Consider the following 15,860-nt stretch of genomic DNA (forward strand, 5'->3'; position numbering starts at 1 on the left):
GGTTCAGGCGTCCGGGCAGCAGTCCGGGTCCATGCCCTTGGGCAACTGGTCCCCGCCGAAGACCGCGCAGGTCGGCTCGTGACCGCCGAGGGCGGCGACGGCCAGCAGCAGCGAGCCGGCCGTCCAGGTGGTCAGCTCGCGCGGCCAGACCGCGTCGTCGTCGAAGACGTACCCCGTCCAGTACAGGCCGCTCTCCGGGTCGCGCAGGTGCTGGATGGACTGGAGCACCTCCAGCGCGCGGTCGGACTCGCCCGTCGCCCACAGGGCCAGGGCGAGTTCGGCCGACTCGCCGCCGGTCACCCACGGGTTGGGCACCACGCAGCGCACTCCGAGGCCGGGCACGACGAACCGCTCCCAGCCCTCCTGGATGCGCTCGCTCGCCTCCGCGCCGGTCAGCGCGCCGCCGAGCACCGGGTAGTACCAGTCCATCGAGTAGCGGTTCTTGTCGAGGAACCGCTCCGGGTGGCGCCGGATGGCGTGCCGCAGCGCGCCCGCGGCCAGCTCCCAGCCGGGCTGGGGCTCCTCGCGCTGGTCGGCGATGGCGAGGGCGCAGCGCAGCGCGTGGTGGATGGAGGAGGAGCCGGTGAGCAGCGCGTCCGTGGCGGGTGTGCCGTCGTCGTCGCGCCGCCAGCCGATCTGCCCGCCGGGCTGCTGGAGCGTCAGCACGAACTCCACGGCCGCGCACACGGCGGGCCACATGCGGTCCAGGAAGGTGTCGTCGCCGGTGGACAGGTAGTGGTGCCACACGCCGACCGCGATGTAGGCGACGAAGTTGGTCTCCCGGCCCCGGTCGGTGACGGCGTGCGGGTCGCCGTCGGCGTAGGCCGCGTACCAGGAGCCGTCGTCCAGCTGGTGGCGGGCCAGCCACAGGTAGGCCCGCTCGGCCGCCTCGTGCTCGCCCGCCGTGTCCAGCGCCATCGCGGCCTCGACGTGGTCCCACGGGTCGAGGTGGTGGCCCCGGAACCACGGGATGGCGCCGTCCTCCCGCTGCACGGCGAGGATCCCGGCGACGGTCCGCGCCGCCTGCTCGGCCGTCAGCACGCCCGTGAGGACGAGGTGTTCGAAGCGGGGGGTGCGGGGGTCGCCGGCCGGCCGGGAGGTCGTCACGTGGCGTCCGCCTCGGCGCGCGGCAGGTGCGGCTTGGTCGCGTAGGCCACGAAGCTCTTGCCGATCACCGGGTTCAGCGCCCGCTCGGCGACCCGGGTGGCCAGCGGCTTCTTCATGATGTCCCAGACCAGCAGCTTGTGGTACGCGCGGACCGGCAGCGCCTTGTCGTTGTCGACGCCGAACGCGCACTTCAGCCACCAGTACGGCGAGTGCAGGGCGTGGGCGTGGTGGGTGCCGTAGGGGCGCAGGCCCGCTTCGCGGATCTTGGCGAGGAGTTCGTCCGCCTTGTAGATGCGGATGTGGCCGCCCTCGACCTCGTGGTAGGCGTCGGACAGGGTCCAGCAGACCTTCTCCGGGCCGTAGCGCGGGACGGTGATCGCGATCCGGCCGCCGGGCTTGAGGACCCGCACCATCTCGGCGAGCACGCCCTTGTCGTCGGGGATGTGCTCCATCACCTCGGAGATGATGACCACGTCGAAGGACTCGTCGGGGAAGGGCAGGGCGAGGGCGTCGCCCTCCATGGCGGTGGCGGTGGCCCCGGCGGGCGCCTCACCGGCCTCCTTCATCGCCGCGAACCACTTGGCGACCTCGCGGATCTCCTCGCCGTTCTGGTCCAGCGCGACGACCCGGGCGCCGCGCCGGTAGCACTCGAAGGCGTGCCGTCCGGCGCCGCAGCCGAGGTCCAGGACGCGGTCGCCCGGGGCGAGCGGGAACCGGGAGAAGTCGACGGTCAGCACGTGGCCCTGCTTTCACGGTCGGAGGTGTCGGCCGCGGTCACGGGTACGCCGCCCGTGTCCGCGGGAGCGTCGGGGACGAGGCCGAGGTGCGCGGGCGCCGGGGTCCGCGGGGCCGGGGCCGCCGCGTGCGGGGCCCCGCCCCGGCCGGCGCGGGCGGTCTCGATGGCCTCGCGGTAGCGGGCGACGGTGCCCTCGGCGGCGCGCGCCCAGGTGAAGTTGGCCAGCACGCGCTCGCGTCCGGCGGCGCCGAGGCGGGCGCGCAGGCCGGCGTCGCCGAGCAGCCGGGTCAGCGCGGCGGCCAGCGCACCCGCGTCGCCGGGCGGCACGGCCAGGCAGGTCTCCCCGTCGCGTCCCGCGACCTCGGGGATGGCGCCGCCGGTGGTGGCGACGAGCGGGGTGCCGGTCGCCATGGCCTCGGCGGCCGGGAGGGAGAAGCCCTCGTACAGCGACGGCACGCAGGCGACCTGCGCGGAGCGCACCAGGTCGACGAGCTCGGCGTCGGAGATGCCCTTGACGAACTCGACGGCGCCCTCGAGGCCGTAGCGCTCCATCGCCTGGGCGACGGGCCCCTCGGCGGGCCGCTTGCCGACCACGACGAGGTGGGCGTCGGGCTGTTCGGCGCGCACCTTGGCGAGCGCCTCGACGAGGAAGACCAGGCCCTTCAGCGGCACGTCGGCGCTGGAGGTGGTGACGATCCGGCCCGGGACGACCGCGACGGACGGGTCCGGGGAGAACAGGTCGGTGTCGGCGCCGATGTGGACGACGTGGATGCGGTCCTGCCGCACGCCGAGGTCCTCGACGATCTCGGCGCGGGAGCTGCCGGAGACGGTGAGCACGGACGGCAGCCGGCGCGCGACGCGCTTCTGCATGCGGGTGAACGCGTACCAGCGGCGCACGGACATGCGGCGCTGCCAGTTCCCGGCGGCGTCCAGTTCGAGGCGGCGGTCGACGGTGATGGGGTGGTGGACGGTGGTCACCAGGGGCGCGCCGAGGTCGCCGAGCAGGCCGTAGCCGAGGGTCTGGTTGTCGTGGACGACGTCGAAGTCGCCGCGGCGGGCGCGCAGATGGCGGCGGGCGCGCAGCGAGAAGGTCAGCGGCTCGGGGAAGCCGCCGGTCCACATGGTGCCGACCTCGAGGGCGTCGATCCAGTCGCGGTACTCGTCGCGCTTCGGGGTGCGGAAGGGGTCCGGCTGGCGGTAGAGGTCGAGGCTGGGCAGCTCGGTGAGGCTCAGCCCGTCGTACCCCTCGTCGAGCACCGGGTAGGGCTGGGCGCCGATGACCTCGACGCGGTGCCCCAGGCGGGCCAGTTCGCGGGAGAGGTGGCGCACGTAGACGCCCTGGCCGCCGCAGAACGGGTTTCCCTTGTAGGTGAGGAGCGCGATGCGGAGCGGTCGCGAGCCGTCGGATGCGGGGCCCGCCGAGGGCCCGGCCTGACTGGCCTCAGCGGTCACTGCGGGGCCCCCTTCTGCCTGCACTGTCCCGCGACAGTACGACGGGACGCCGATCTAGAACAAGTTTCAGAGTTGATCGTTCGGAGGATCCGAATCTACCGGCAGGTAAGGAGGCCGGCAGCGGTGGATCAGGTGATTCACGCCACGGCGGACGCCGTGCCATGCTGTCCGATCATCGATCCTCACCGACTGTCACGGACGGCCCCATGCCCGCGGATGCCCACAGGACCAAGGCGGCGCCGGACGCCGGGCGCGCCGACCCGGCCTCCCCGCTCACGGAGCGGCAGGAGGCCCGGCGGCGGCGCATCCTCGAGGCGTGCGCGCGGCTGGCCTCGCGGGGCGGCTTCGACGCGGTGCAGATGCGCGAGGTCGCGGAGTCCTCGCAGGTGGCGCTCGGCACGTTGTACCGGTACTTCCCGTCGAAGATCCACCTGCTGGTGGCCACGATGCGGGACCAGCTGGAGCACCTGCACGCGACGCTGCGGAAGAAGCCGCCGGCCGGCGAGACGGCGGCGGAGCGGGTCGCCGGGACGCTGATGCGGGCGTTCCGCGCGCTGCAGCGCGACCCGCACCTGGCGGACGCGATGGTGCGGGCGCTGACCTTCGCGGACCGCAGCGTGAGCGCGGAGGTGGAGCAGGTCTTCCGGCGGACGACGGCGATCATCCTGGACGCGATGGACCTGGCCGACCCGACGCCCGAGCAGCTCTCGGCCGTGCGGGTGGTCGGCCACACCTGGCACTCGACGCTGATCACCTGGCTGTCGGGGCGCGCCTCCATCGCGCAGGTGAGCGCGGACATCGAGACGGTGTGCCGGCTGATCGACCTGACGGCGCCGCCGGCCTCCGGCCAGCCCTGACGAAATTCTCGACGGCGCTTCCGGTACCGGCATCCGCCTCCTCTCACCTGCCACTGCTCGGCCGTCTCGGCGTCCGGCGTGCGTGAACGGTTGACCACCCGTTCCGCCCTCCGCACGGTCACCGCAGACATTCGGAGTCGAGCCCGAAACTTTCTCATCGCCTCCCGCGCCGCCCCCACCGCACCACGCCCACCCGGCCCGCACCACGGGACCCGCCGGAGGAAGGATGACATGCGCATGACTGGAAAGGGAACGACGGAGCCGCACGGAGAGCCGGGGGCGCCCCTGCCCGCGCGCCGGCCACGCGCCGCCCTGGGCGGCGACCCGGGTGACCCCGGTCACCCCCCGCGTCCCCGCCCCTCCCCGCGCACGCGGCCACCCCGGAAGCCCGTTCGACGGGCGGGTAGAGTGGCCGCGTCGTATCACAGTCGTACGGGGGGAAGCCGGTGCGAATCCGGCGCTGACCCGCAGCCGTGAGCCGTCGCGAGACGGTGAGCCGGAACGCCCCGCACGGATCGTGACCGGCTCACGTGCCCGGCGCTCCGCCGACGCACGGGCACCGTCGAGGTATACGGAGCCGAGCCGCCGGGGTGTCCCGCGCTGCCCGGCCCTTTTCAGGGAGAGGCACCCGCCCGTCATGAACGTCCGCCGCAGCGCAGCGGTGCTGGTCGCCGTCGCCGTCCTCGGCGCCGCCGCACCGGCCGCAGCCGACTCGTCCCCGTCACCGTCCCGGCCCGCGCTGCCGTCCGCGCTGTACGGCGACGCCGACCCGCAGTACGACGGGGTGTGGCGCCAGTCGCTCGCCCTGCTCGCCCAGCACGCGGCCGGCGCCGAGCCGCCGAAGGCCGCCGTCGGCTGGCTGACCGGCCAGCAGTGCGCCGACGGCTCCTTCGCACCGTTCCGGGCCGACCCGTCCGCCGCGTGCGACGCGAAGACCATGGTCGACACCAACCAGACCGCTGCCGCCGTGCAGGCGCTCGCCGCGCTCGGCGGCCACGACGCCGTCACGGAGAAGGCCGTCGGCTGGCTGAAGTCCGTGCAGAACGAGGACGGCGGCTGGGGCTACACCGCGGGCGGCGCCAGCGACACCAACTCCACGTCCGTCGTCATCGGCGCGCTCGCCGCCGCCGGCGAGGAGCCCGGCGCGGTGAGGAAGGGCGGCAAGTCCCCCTACGACGCGCTGCTCGGCCTGGAGCTGCCCTGCACGGGCGAGGGCGCGGGCGCGTTCGCCTTCCAGCCGGAGAAGGACGGCTCGCTGGCCGCCAACGCCGACGCCACGGCGGCGGGCGTGCTCGGCGCGCTCGGCAAGGGCCTGCTGGTCGAGCCCGGCAAGGGCGACGGCGCCGCGGCCGGCGCCTGCGTCAAGGCCACCACCCCGGAGCAGGCCGCCGCCAACGGCGCCGCCCACCTCACCGACGCGCTCGCCGCCAAGGGACACCTCCTCGCTGCCACGCCCGGCGGCGAGAAGCAGCCCGACTACGGCAACACCGCCGACGCGGTGATCGCGCTCGCCGCGCGGGGCGACACGGCGCAGGCGGAGAAGTCGCTGGCCTGGCTGGAGAGGAACGCCGCGGACTGGGCCGCGCGGAACGGGCCCGGCGCCTACGCCCAGCTCATCCTCGCCGCCCACGCGACGGGCGCGGACCCGCGCGCCTTCGGCGGCACCGACCTGGTGGAGCAGCTCCAGGCCACCGGCCCGGCGCAGGAGCGCACGGCGGCGGACCAGCGCGAGGAGGACGCGGAGAACGCGGAGAAGGCGGGCTCCGCGTCCGTCGTGTGGTGGATCGTCGGCGGCGTCTGCCTGGCCGCGGCCGCCGGCGCCGGCTTCCTGGTCGCCGCCCGCGCCAAGAGGCGGCAACCGTGACCCGCCGGGTCACCGTGCTCTTCCTGGCCGCACTGCTGCCCCTGCTGGCGGGCGCCGGCCAGGCCCAGGCCGCCGGGTACCGCTACTGGTCCTTCTGGGAGCGGGACGGCTCGGCGTGGACGTACGCCACCGTGGGGCCGTCGCTGTCCCGGCCCGCCGACGGCGACGTCCAGGGCTTCCGCTTCTCGGTCAGCGAGGACTCCGGCGACGCGGCGAAGCCGCGCGGCACCGCCGACTTCGACGCGATCTGCGCGAGGACGCCCGCGAAGGACGGCACGAAGCGGGTGGCGCTGGTCCTCGACTTCGGCACGCCCGCCGACGCCCCGTCCGGGGAGCGGCCCCCGGCCGGCCGCACGGCCTGCGCGCAGGTGCCGAAGGACGCCACGGCGGCGGAGGCGCTGGCCTCGGTCGCCGAGCCGCTGCGCTACGACAGCAACGCGCTGCTGTGCGCGATCGCGGGCTACCCGGCGAAGGGCTGCGGCGAGCAGGTGGCCGGGGGCGGGAAGGAGCCGGCATCCGGCACGGCGTCCGGCCCGGAGGAGACCTCCGCGCGGGACGACGGCGGCTCCGGGCCCTCGGTGGGACTGATCGCCGGTGCGGCGGCGGTGGTCGTGCTGGGCGCCGCGGCCGTCTGGCAGGTCCGCCGCCGTGCGTGAGTCACGCGGCTCCGGTCGTCCGGGCCTCGCCCGGCCGCGCCCGGAGCGGGGGGCGCCGCCCGCCGGCGTCCCCGTCCCGCGCTCGCGCCGCACCCAGCTGCACCCCGGCGCGTGGTGGCTGTGGGCCCTCGCGCTGGGCACCGCGGCCACCCGCACCACCAACCCGCTCCTGCTCGCCCTCCTGATCACCGTCTCCGGGTACGTCGTGGCCGTCCGCCGCCCGCACACGCCGTGGGCCCGCTCCTACGGCGCCTTCGTGAAGCTCGCCGCCGCCGTGCTGGTGCTGCGGCTCGCCTTCGCGGTCGTCCTCGGCTCGCCGATCCCCGGCACCCACACCCTGTTCACGCTGCCCGAGGTGCCGCTGCCCGGCTGGGCGCAGGGCATCCGCCTGGGCGGCCGGGTCACCGCCGAGGGCCTCGTCTTCGCCCTGTACGACGCGCTGCGGCTGGCCGCGCTGCTCGTCTGCGTGGGCGCCGCGAACGCCCTGGCCAGCCCGTCCCGCCTGCTGAAGTCCCTGCCGGGCGCCCTGTACGAGCTGGGGGTGGCCGTGGTGGTGGCGCTGACCTTCGCGCCGAACCTGATCGCCGACGTACGGCGGCTGCGCGCCGCCCGCCGCCTGCGCGGGCGCCCCGACAAGGGCGTGCGCGGTCTGGTCCAGGTGGGGCTTCCGGTCCTCGAAGGCGCCCTGGAGCGCTCGGTGTCCCTGGCCGCCGCGATGGACGCGCGCGGGTACGGCCGTACCGCCGAGGTGCCGCCCGCCGTGCGGCGCGCCACCGCCGCCCTCACGCTGGGCGGCCTGCTCGGCGTCTGCGCCGGGACGTACGGGCTGCTCACCGCCGAGGGCGACAGGTACGGGCTGCCCGTGCTGCTCGCCGGTCTGGCGTCCGCGCTGGCGGGCCTCCGGCTCGGCGGGCGGCGCACCCTGCGCACCCGCTACCGCCCGGACCCGTGGGACGCCCGCGCCTGGCTGGTCACCGCGTCCGGCGCGGCCGCGGCGGCGCTCCTGCTCCTGGCCGGCTCGCTCGACCCCGGGGGCCTGAACCCCGGTGTGGTCCCGCTGGAGCCGCCCGCCCTGCCCCTGTGGCCGGCGGCGGCCGTGCTCGTCGGCCTGCTGCCCGCCTTCGTCACCCCCGCCCCCGAGACGGTCCGCGACCCCCGCGAGGAGCCGACGACGTGATCCGCTTCGAGAACGTGTCGGTGACCTACGACGGCGCGGCAAAGCCCTCCGTGCGGGACGTCGACCTGGAGGTCCCCGAGGGCGAACTGGTCCTGGTGGTGGGCCCGTCCGGCGTCGGCAAGTCGACGCTGCTGGGCGCGGTCAGCGGACTGGTGCCGCACTTCACCGGCGGCACCCTGCACGGCCGGGTCACGGTCGCGGGCCGCGACACCCGCACCCACAAGCCGCGCGAACTCGCCGACGTGGTGGGCACGGTGGGCCAGGACCCGCTGTCCCACTTCGTGACGGACACCGTGGAGGACGAACTCGCCTACGGCATGGAGTCGCTGGGCCTGCCGCCGGACGTGATGCGCCGCCGGGTCGAGGAGACCCTGGACCTGCTGGGCCTGGCCGGCCTGCGGGACCGCCCGATCTCCACGCTGTCCGGCGGCCAGCAGCAGCGGGTGGCCATCGGCTCCGTCCTCACCCCGCACCCGAAGGTGCTGGTCCTGGACGAGCCGACGTCCGCCCTGGACCCGGCGGCCGCCGAGGAGGTCCTGGCGGTCCTCCAGCGCCTGGTGCACGACCTCGGCACCACGATCCTGATGGCCGAGCACCGCCTGGAGCGGGTCGTCCAGTACGCCGACCAGGTCGTGCTGCTGCCGGGCCCCGGCGAGCGCCCGTGGATGGGCGCTCCGGCGGAGGTCATGGCGGTCTCCCCGGTCTGCCCGCCGGTGGTCGAGCTGGGGCGCCTGGCCGGCTGGTCCCCGCTGCCCCTGACGGTCCGCGACGCCCGCCGCGGGGCCGCGCCGCTGCGCGAGCGCCTGGAGGGGGAGCGGCCCGGGCGGGACACCGCCCCGCCGCGGCCCGCGTCCCCGGTGAAGCGCCGCTTCGGACGCGCGAGGAAGGAGAACGCCGACGCCCCCGAGCCGGTGGCGGAGGTACGGTCCCTCGCCGTCCGCCGCGACCGCGTGCGGGCGCTGACCCACGTGGACCTCACGGTGTCGCCCGGCGAGACGATCGCGCTCATGGGCCGCAACGGCGCGGGCAAGTCGACGCTGCTCGGCGCGCTGGTGGGGCTGGTCCCCCCGTCCTCCGGGTCGGTCCGCACCGGCGGCGCGGTCCCGCACCGCACCCGCCCCCGCGACCTGGTCCGCAAGGTCGGCCTGGTCCCCCAGGAGCCCCGGGACCTGCTGTACGCGGACACGGTGGCGGCGGAGTGCGCGGCCGCCGACCGGGACGCGGAAGCGGAGCCCGGCACCTGCCGCGCGCTGCTCACCGAGCTGCTGCCGTCGGTGGCCGACGACATCCACCCCCGCGACCTGTCCGAGGGCCAGCGGCTCACCCTCGCCCTCGCGGTGGTGCTGACCGCACGGCCGCCCCTGCTGCTGCTCGACGAGCCGACCCGCGGCCTGGACTACGCGGCGAAGGCCCGGCTGACGGCGATCCTGCGCGGGCTGGCCGCCGAGGGCCACGCCATCGTCATGGCGACGCACGACGTGGAGCTGGCGGCGGAACTGGCGCACCGGGTGGTGCTGCTCGCCGAGGGCGAGGTCATCGCCGACGGCCCGTCGGCGGAGGTGGTCGTGGCGTCACCGGCGTTCGCCCCGCAGGTGGCGAAGATCCTGGCGCCGCAGCCCTGGCTCACGGTCGCCCAGGTGAAGGAGGCGCTGGAGCGATGAGCACGCCGACCCCCGCACGGCCGGCGGACCGCCAGGCCCGCGCCCTGCGTCTGGGCCCCCGCTCCTGGCTGGCGCTCGCCCTGGTGAGCGCGGTGGGCGTGGCCGGGTTCGGCTGGCCGTTCCTCGCCCCGCCCGAGTCGGCGGTGAACGCGCACGCCTCCGACGCGCCGTGGCTGTTCGCCGGGCTGCTCGTCCTGCTGGTCGCCGTGGTGGCGTCGGCCCTGTCGGAGTCGAGCCTGGGCGCGAAGGCGGTGGCGATGCTCGGCGTCCTCGCGGCGGCGGGCGCGGCCCTGCGCCCCATCGGCGCGGGCACGGCCGGGCTGGAGCCCATGTTCTTCCTGATGGTGCTCAGCGGCCGGGTCCTCGGACCGGGTTTCGGCTTCGCCCTGGGCTCGGTCACGATGTTCGCGTCCGCGCTGCTCACCGGCGGGGTGGGCCCCTGGATGCCGTTCCAGATGCTGGCGATGGGCTGGTTCACCATGGGCGCGGGCCTCCTGCCGGGCCCCGACCGGCTGCGCGGGCGCGCGGAGGTCTGGATGCTCGCCGTGTACGGCTTCCTGGCCGCCTTCGCCTACGGCACCGTGATGAACATGGCGGGCTGGCCCTTCATGTCGGCGCTGGCCTCGGGCATCGCCTTCGACGGCGACGACCCGGTGGCCGCCAATCTGGCCCGCTTCGTCGCGTACTGCCTGGCCACCTCCCTGGGCTGGGACCTGGGGCGGGCCGTCGTCACGGTGGTGCTGACGCTCACCGCCGGGGCGGCGGTGCTGAGGGCGCTGCGCCGCGCCACGCGCAGGGCCGCTTTCGAGGCGCCGGTCACATTCGGCGACACCCCTCGGTAGGCGTTCGTGCGCACCGCGCACGCGAGCCGGTGAAGCACCCCACATGACCCGGGTCACATACGAAGGGACACCGTAGACGCGCGGCGGGGTCACTCGATGCCGGCCCGCCCGAAACGGGACCTGGCGGGCACCTGCGCCCGCTTCCCTCCGACCGCGGGTAGTAAAAGGGACCTTTGCGGGCAAACGCCGGATTTGTTTCTGTGGAGCGGTCGCCGGGCGCCGACGTCCCCACGGGGCGCGGCGCCGCTGCGTGCCCCGCCTCTCGGCGAGGCCGCGACTCCCCCGCTTCCGACCGAAAGGCCGCCTGTGTCCGCCGCTTCCCTCCTCCGCTCCGTCGCCACTCCGAAGAAGGCCCTCGCCGGTGCCGCCCTGACGGCCGCCACGTGCGGCACGCTGATCGCCGCCGCGCCCGCGCAGGCCGCGACCACGGCGGCGCCCGCCTCGGCCGCCTCGGCCCAGGCGACCGCGAAGAAGATGATCGGCAACTCGGCCGAGTTCCAGTGCTTCTCGAACATCGTGTCGCACGAGAGCAGCTGGAACCCGCAGGCCACCAACGCCTCCAGCGGCGCCTACGGCCTGGTCCAGGCGCTCCCGGCCTCCAAGATGGCCTCGGCCGGCTCCGACTGGAGGACCAACCCGGCCACCCAGATCAAGTGGGGCCTGGACTACATGAAGGACCGCTACGGCAGCGCCTGTGACGCCTGGTCCTTCTGGCAGGCCAACCACTGGTACTGATCGTCCCGGCCACCCCCCGTACCGAAGGCGGCGACCCCCCGATCCCCGGGGCCGCCGCCTTCGCCCGTGTCCGGCCCAGCGCCTGCGTCCGGCCCGGGACGAGCGGGGGCCGCTCGCCGAGGCCCCCCGGCGCGGTGCGGACGGCCGCCGGCGTCCCCGGTCCCGCAGGGCGGTACGGCTGGATCTCCCCGGCCGCCCGCAGCCACGCCATGAAGTCCTCGACGAGCGCGGGCGGGTCGGCGGCCTCGGTGGCGTGCACCTCCCAGCCGGGGCGTGCCATGCCGAAGACGACGACCGGCAGCGGCCGGCCGAGGACGCGCTCGATCACCCCGTCGGCGCGCGGGTGCCGGGCCAGGTCGATCACGGCGTCGCGGAAGTGCGCGCGCGGCAGGCGGGCCCGGGCGGCCACGTCCTCGTCGTCCAGCACCCGGTCCAGGTCGGACTCGCCGTCGTACCAGGCGCCGGGGCGCCGCGCCTCCTCGACGTACTCCTGGCTGCCGACCGGGTCCTCGGGGACGTTGCCGGGCCTCTCGAAGTCCTCGAGCGGCCAGGAGGCGTAGTTCCAGCGCGCCTCGCCGTCGTCGTCCGGGCCGCGCTCCCGCTCGTACCGGCTCTCGGCGGTGCACCCGATGGCCACGTAAGGGCGGCGGTCGTCGTCGTCCACCCGCCAGACGCGGAAGGACAGGGCGTGGATCCCGGGTCTCGCCCCGGCGGGGAAGCGTTCGAGGACGCCGACGGCCGCGGTCCGCAGACGGGCGAGGAAGGTCTCCGGTCGATCCGTCGTCCGAGGAGCATCCCACCCGTCAACGACAGGTGACGGGACCCCCCTACGGAGTGAACGCCGGTACGGAGTATGACGTCTTCATGATCGTGCCCTCTGCCGACCTCGCCCTGATCCAGCGCCCGGACACGGTTCCGCCGCGGAGGTCACCCCTCCGCGCCTTCTGCCGGCGTCATCGCGTACCGCTCCTGGCCACGCTGCCCGTGCTGCCGCTGTACGCGCTGTGGTGGGCCGTGCTGGCCACCGGCGGCGGTGACCTCGCCGCCCAGGACGCGTGGGCGGGGTTCGCCGCGCGGCACGGCACCTCGGCGTACAACCTCTTCTGGTACGGCGGCATGCACACCGCCAACTACAGCCTGATATCGCCGTACTTGATGGCGGCCGTCGGGGTGCGGGCGCTCACCGTGGCGTCCGGGGCGGCCGCCACCTGGATCGCGGCGGTGCTGATCGGACGCGTGCTGCCGCGCCGGCCGCTCGCTCCCGCGCTGCTCGCGGCGCTCGGCCTGTGGGGCAACGTGGCCTCGGGGCGCACCACGTTCGCCCTCGGGGTGGCCTTCGGGCTCGCCGCGTGTCTGTGCCTCACCGGGCGGAAACGTCTCGTCCTCGCCGGTTCCCACGCCGCCCTCGCCACCATGGCGTCCCCGGTCGCGGGCCTGTTCCTCGCCGTGGTCGGCGCCGGGTACGCGCTGGTGCGGCGGCCGGGTCCCGCCGCCGCCCTGCTCGTCCCGCCCGCCCTGGTCGTGGGCGCGACCAGTCTGCTGTTCCCTTTCCAGGGCGAGCAGTTGATGCCCGCGGGCCGCATAGGGATACCCGCGACGCTCGGGATCGCCGTCGCGGTGCTGTCCCCGCCGTCCTGGCGGGTGGCGCGGTGGAGCGGCGTCGTCTACGCGGCCGGGACCGTGCTGGTGTATCTGATCCCCTCCCCCATCGGCACGAACGTCGAGCGGTTCGCCGAGTACGCCGCGCCGGTCGCGCTGCTGACGGCCCTGCTGGCGCAGCCGCGGCTGCGGCCGGTGCGGCGCGCCCTGCTGGTGGCCGCGCTGGTGTTCTCCGCCGGGTGGACCGGCAAGAAGACCGTCGACGACCTGAAGGTGTCGACGGACGTCCCGGCCTGGGCGGCGCAGACGGACGGCGTCGTCCGGGCCCTGGAGTCGCTCGGCGCGGACCGGACGCGGGTGGAGGCGGTGCCCGCCCGCAACCACCGGGAGGCGGTGGCGCTCGCCCCGCACGTGCACCTCGCGCGGGGCTGGAACCGGCAGCTCGACGTGGAGCGGGCCCGGCTGTTCTACGACGGCTCGTTCTCCGCCGCCTCCTACCGGGCGTGGCTGGACCGGTGGGCGGTCGGGTTCGTCGTGCTGCACGACGGCAAGCCCGACGGGTTCGCCGAGGAGGAGGCGCGGCTGGTGCGGGAGCGGCGGCCCGACTGGCTGGTGCCGGTCTGGCGGGACGCGCACTGGCAGGTGTTCCGGGTCCGGGACGCCGTGCCGCTGGTGTCCGCGCCGGGGTCGGTGGTGCGCACCTCCGGCGCGGAACTGGTGCTGCGGATGGCGCGGCCCGGCACGGTGACCGTGCGGATCGCGTACTCGCCGTGGCTGCGGGTGGACGGCGGCGGATGCCTGTCCCGCGCGGGCGAGTTCACCCGGCTCACCGTGTCCGCGCCCGGCGAGTACCGGATCAGCTCGGAGTACGGTCCTTCTCCGGCGCCGGCGGCCCGCTGCTGACCTCCTTCTCCTCCTTCTCCTCCTCCTTTTCCGCCTTCTCCGCCTCTGCCGCCGCCGTGACCGTGCGGGCGCGCGGGCCCTGGAACAGGTAGGTCAGGCCGAAGCCGGCGCCGACGACGACCGCGCCGCCGACCGCGTCCAGGATCCAGTGGTTGCCGGTGGCGACGATCGCGGCGGCCGTGAACAGCGGGTGCAGCAGGCCGAGGGCCTTCATCCACGCCTTGGGCGCGATGATCGCGATCACCAGACCGCACCACAGCGACCAGCCGAAGTGCAGCGACGGCATCGCCGCGTACTGGTTGGTGAGCGCGGTCAGCGTGCCGTAGTCGGGCTGGGAGAAGTCCTGCACGCCGTGGACCGTGTCGATGATGCCGAGGTCCGGCATCAGGCGCGGCGGGGCAAGCGGGTACAGCCAGAAGCCGACCAGGGCGAGCAGCGTGGCGAAGCCGAGGGCGGAGCGCGCCCAGCGGTAGTGGACGGGGCGGCGCCAGTAGAGCACGCCGAGCACGGTCAGCGGCACGGCGAAGTGGAACGACGTGTAGTAGAAGTCGAAGAACTCCCGCAGCCAGCCGATCTTCACCACGGCGTGGTTGACCGCGTACTCGATGTCCAGGTGGAGCACGCGCTCCAGGTCGAGGATCTGCCGGCCGTGCTCCTCGGCGCGGGCGCGGCCCGCCGAGTTGCTGCCGCCGGTCGCGGCGAGCCGCACCTTGGCGTACCCGGCGTAGGTGACGCGGATGAGCAGCAGCTCCAGCAGCAGGTTCGGCCGGATCAGCACCCGCCGCAGGAACGGCAGCAGCGGCACGAAGGCGAACCGGGCCGGCACCGGCGGGGCGTACGGCGTCGGCACCGGGTCGCGGAAGTACGGCGAGGTGCGGCTGAGGAACGGCACGGCGGTGGCGGCGGCCAGCGCGGCGAGCAGCACCACGTTGTCCCGCAGCGGGTGCAGGAACGCCATGTTCGGCAGCATCATCTTGGCCGGCAGCGTCATCACCAGGACGACGGCGACGGGCCACACCAGCCGGTCGCGGGCGCGCGTGCCGACCCGGCCGACGACGGTGAGCAGCACCCAGAGCAGCTGGTGCTGCCAGGCGGTCGGGGACACCACTATGGCGGCGCACCCGGTGATGCCGACGGCGAGGAGGAGCTGGCCGTCGCGGGCGTAGTGGACGGCCCGCTTCAGTCCGAGGGTGACGACGGCGGCGCCCAGCAGCAGGAACAGGGCGATCTCCAGCGGACCTTCGAGGCCGAGGCGGAGCAGCGCGCCGTGCAGGGACTGGTTGGCGAGGGCGTCGGCGGGGCCGCCGAGGCCGGCGCCCGCCAGGTGGTGCACCCAGTAGGTGGCGGAGTCCTGGGGCATGGCGGCCCAGGCGAGCACGGTGGCCGTGGCGAAGGTGACGGCGGTCGCGGTGGCGGCCTGGCGGCGGCCGGTGAGCCACAGCAGCGGCGCGAAGAGCAGCAGGGTCGGCTGGAGGGCCGCCGCGACGCCGACGAGGACGCCGCCGGCCCGCTGCCCGTGCGCGACGAAGCAGCCGAGCAGGACGAGCAGCACCGGGATGATGCTGGTCTGGCCGAGCCAGAGGGTGTTGCGCACCGGGAGGGACAGCATGAGCAGGCTGACCGCGACGGGCGCGGCGAGCAGCGCGGTGCGCCGGCCGACCGGCTGCGGCAGGGCGCGGACGGCGACCAGCGCCAGGGCCACGACGAGCAGCAGGGTGCCGAAGGTCCAGCCCCAGCCGAGGGTCTGCTCGGCCGATCTGGTGAGCGGTTTGAGGACCAGCCCGCCGAAGGGCGTGCCGGTGAACTCGGTGGAGTCGTAGAGGGATCCGCTGACGTGCAGCACGCCCTCGGGGCCCACCCAGGTCTCCAGGTCGGTCAGGCGTTCACCGCTCGGGGTGGTGAGGACGAGGGCGACCTGGCGCACCGCGAGGACGGCGGCGACCAGCCACAGTCCGAGGCGCGCCGCCCGCAGCCGCGCCCGGGCGCCGCCCACGGCCGTCGCGCCGAAAGCCTCGGCCGGTCGCCCAGTGTGTTCCGCATTCGCCACGCCTCGTCGGCCTCCCGCCCCGATTTCGCCCCGCGCGTCCCGTGCGGGGGCTTCGTCGTGCGCAGCCTACGAGGCGCGCACCCCTCGACAAGGACGCCGGACACCGCCGCTTCACCTGACGGCCCGCTCTCTTTTGTCCGGATGACGATAGTCCGAGGGGGACGAGGTTGCCCCGGCGGGACGCGAGAAGCATCACAACCGGCCATGCGGAGCGGCGGCCCCGG

13 protein-coding genes and 1 riboswitch are annotated in these 15,860 nt (G+C 75.2%); of the genes, 8 read left to right on the forward strand and 5 right to left on the reverse strand.

The window, feature by feature from the left end; all coding sequences use genetic code 11:
* Positions 1-3: 3 nt before the first annotated feature.
* Genes ACIQ8B_RS01965 through ACIQ8B_RS01975 form a run of 3 tightly spaced genes read right to left on the reverse strand, consistent with a single transcriptional unit; the run spans position 4 to position 3,295 of the window.
* Entirely contained in the window at positions 4-1,107 is a 1,104-nt protein-coding gene (locus tag ACIQ8B_RS01965; RefSeq protein WP_290004544.1) for a prenyltransferase, read from the reverse strand.
* Complete coding sequence (locus ACIQ8B_RS01970; RefSeq protein ID WP_019522471.1) at positions 1,104-1,844, reverse strand: class I SAM-dependent methyltransferase; 741 nt, start codon at positions 1,842-1,844, stop codon at positions 1,104-1,106. The genes ACIQ8B_RS01965 and ACIQ8B_RS01970 overlap by 4 nt, the downstream gene beginning before the upstream one ends.
* Positions 1,838-3,295 (reverse strand): glycosyltransferase family 4 protein, encoded by a 1,458-nt coding sequence (locus ACIQ8B_RS01975; protein WP_290004545.1) that lies wholly within the window; start codon positions 3,293-3,295, stop codon positions 1,838-1,840. Before ACIQ8B_RS01975 ends, ACIQ8B_RS01970 begins: the two co-directional genes overlap by 7 nt.
* A gap of 206 nt (positions 3,296-3,501) precedes the next feature.
* Here ACIQ8B_RS01975 and ACIQ8B_RS01980 point away from each other — a divergent pair, with 206 nt between their 5' ends.
* The 7 genes from ACIQ8B_RS01980 (at position 3,502) to ACIQ8B_RS02010 (ending at position 11,087) form a co-directional block, all read left to right on the forward strand.
* Entirely contained in the window at positions 3,502-4,152 is a 651-nt protein-coding gene (locus ACIQ8B_RS01980) for a TetR family transcriptional regulator (protein ID WP_403544555.1), read from the forward strand.
* A 436-nt stretch (positions 4,153-4,588) separates the two neighbouring features.
* A riboswitch (cobalamin riboswitch) is annotated at positions 4,589-4,659 on the forward strand.
* 130 nt (positions 4,660-4,789) lie between these two features.
* On the forward strand, positions 4,790-6,016 hold the full coding sequence (locus tag ACIQ8B_RS01985; protein ID WP_403544557.1) for a prenyltransferase/squalene oxidase repeat-containing protein: 1,227 nt from the start codon (positions 4,790-4,792) through the stop codon (positions 6,014-6,016).
* Complete coding sequence (locus tag ACIQ8B_RS01990; protein ID WP_403544558.1) at positions 6,013-6,672, forward strand: SCO2322 family protein; 660 nt, start codon at positions 6,013-6,015, stop codon at positions 6,670-6,672. Before ACIQ8B_RS01985 ends, ACIQ8B_RS01990 begins: the two co-directional genes overlap by 4 nt.
* A complete protein-coding gene (locus ACIQ8B_RS01995; protein ID WP_403544560.1) occupies positions 6,665-7,849 on the forward strand; it encodes an energy-coupling factor transporter transmembrane component T in 1,185 nt (394 codons plus the stop codon). Before ACIQ8B_RS01990 ends, ACIQ8B_RS01995 begins: the two co-directional genes overlap by 8 nt.
* Positions 7,846-9,510 carry an ABC transporter ATP-binding protein gene (locus ACIQ8B_RS02000; RefSeq protein WP_290004549.1) on the forward strand — a complete coding sequence of 555 codons (1,665 nt, stop codon included), beginning with the start codon at positions 7,846-7,848 and terminating at the stop codon, positions 9,508-9,510. Before ACIQ8B_RS01995 ends, ACIQ8B_RS02000 begins: the two co-directional genes overlap by 4 nt.
* Positions 9,507-10,352, forward strand: a complete 846-nt coding sequence (locus ACIQ8B_RS02005; protein WP_290004550.1) for an ECF transporter S component — start codon at positions 9,507-9,509, stop codon at positions 10,350-10,352. Before ACIQ8B_RS02000 ends, ACIQ8B_RS02005 begins: the two co-directional genes overlap by 4 nt.
* 306 nt (positions 10,353-10,658) lie before the next feature.
* The gene (locus ACIQ8B_RS02010) at positions 10,659-11,087 is read left to right on the forward strand and encodes a transglycosylase SLT domain-containing protein (protein WP_403544563.1); all 429 of its coding nucleotides are present in this window, start codon (positions 10,659-10,661) and stop codon (positions 11,085-11,087) included.
* Here ACIQ8B_RS02010 and ACIQ8B_RS02015 read toward each other — a convergent pair.
* A complete protein-coding gene (locus ACIQ8B_RS02015; protein ID WP_403544565.1) occupies positions 11,002-11,751 on the reverse strand; it encodes a hypothetical protein in 750 nt (249 codons plus the stop codon). The two genes, ACIQ8B_RS02010 and ACIQ8B_RS02015, sit on opposite strands and share 86 nt — an antisense overlap.
* 200 nt (positions 11,752-11,951) lie before the next feature.
* Here ACIQ8B_RS02015 and ACIQ8B_RS02020 point away from each other — a divergent pair, with 200 nt between their 5' ends.
* Entirely contained in the window at positions 11,952-13,589 is a 1,638-nt protein-coding gene (locus ACIQ8B_RS02020; protein ID WP_403544567.1) for a hypothetical protein, read from the forward strand.
* On the opposite strand, the gene ACIQ8B_RS02025 is transcribed toward ACIQ8B_RS02020, so the two are convergent.
* The gene (locus ACIQ8B_RS02025) at positions 13,543-15,636 is read right to left on the reverse strand and encodes a phosphatase PAP2 family protein (protein WP_403544569.1); all 2,094 of its coding nucleotides are present in this window, start codon (positions 15,634-15,636) and stop codon (positions 13,543-13,545) included. The genes ACIQ8B_RS02020 and ACIQ8B_RS02025 overlap by 47 nt on opposite strands.
* Positions 15,637-15,860 lie beyond the last annotated feature (224 nt).

Source organism: Streptomyces sp. NPDC096105 (assembly GCF_044763335.1).
Taxonomy (GTDB): Bacteria; Actinomycetota; Actinomycetes; order Streptomycetales; family Streptomycetaceae; genus Streptomyces.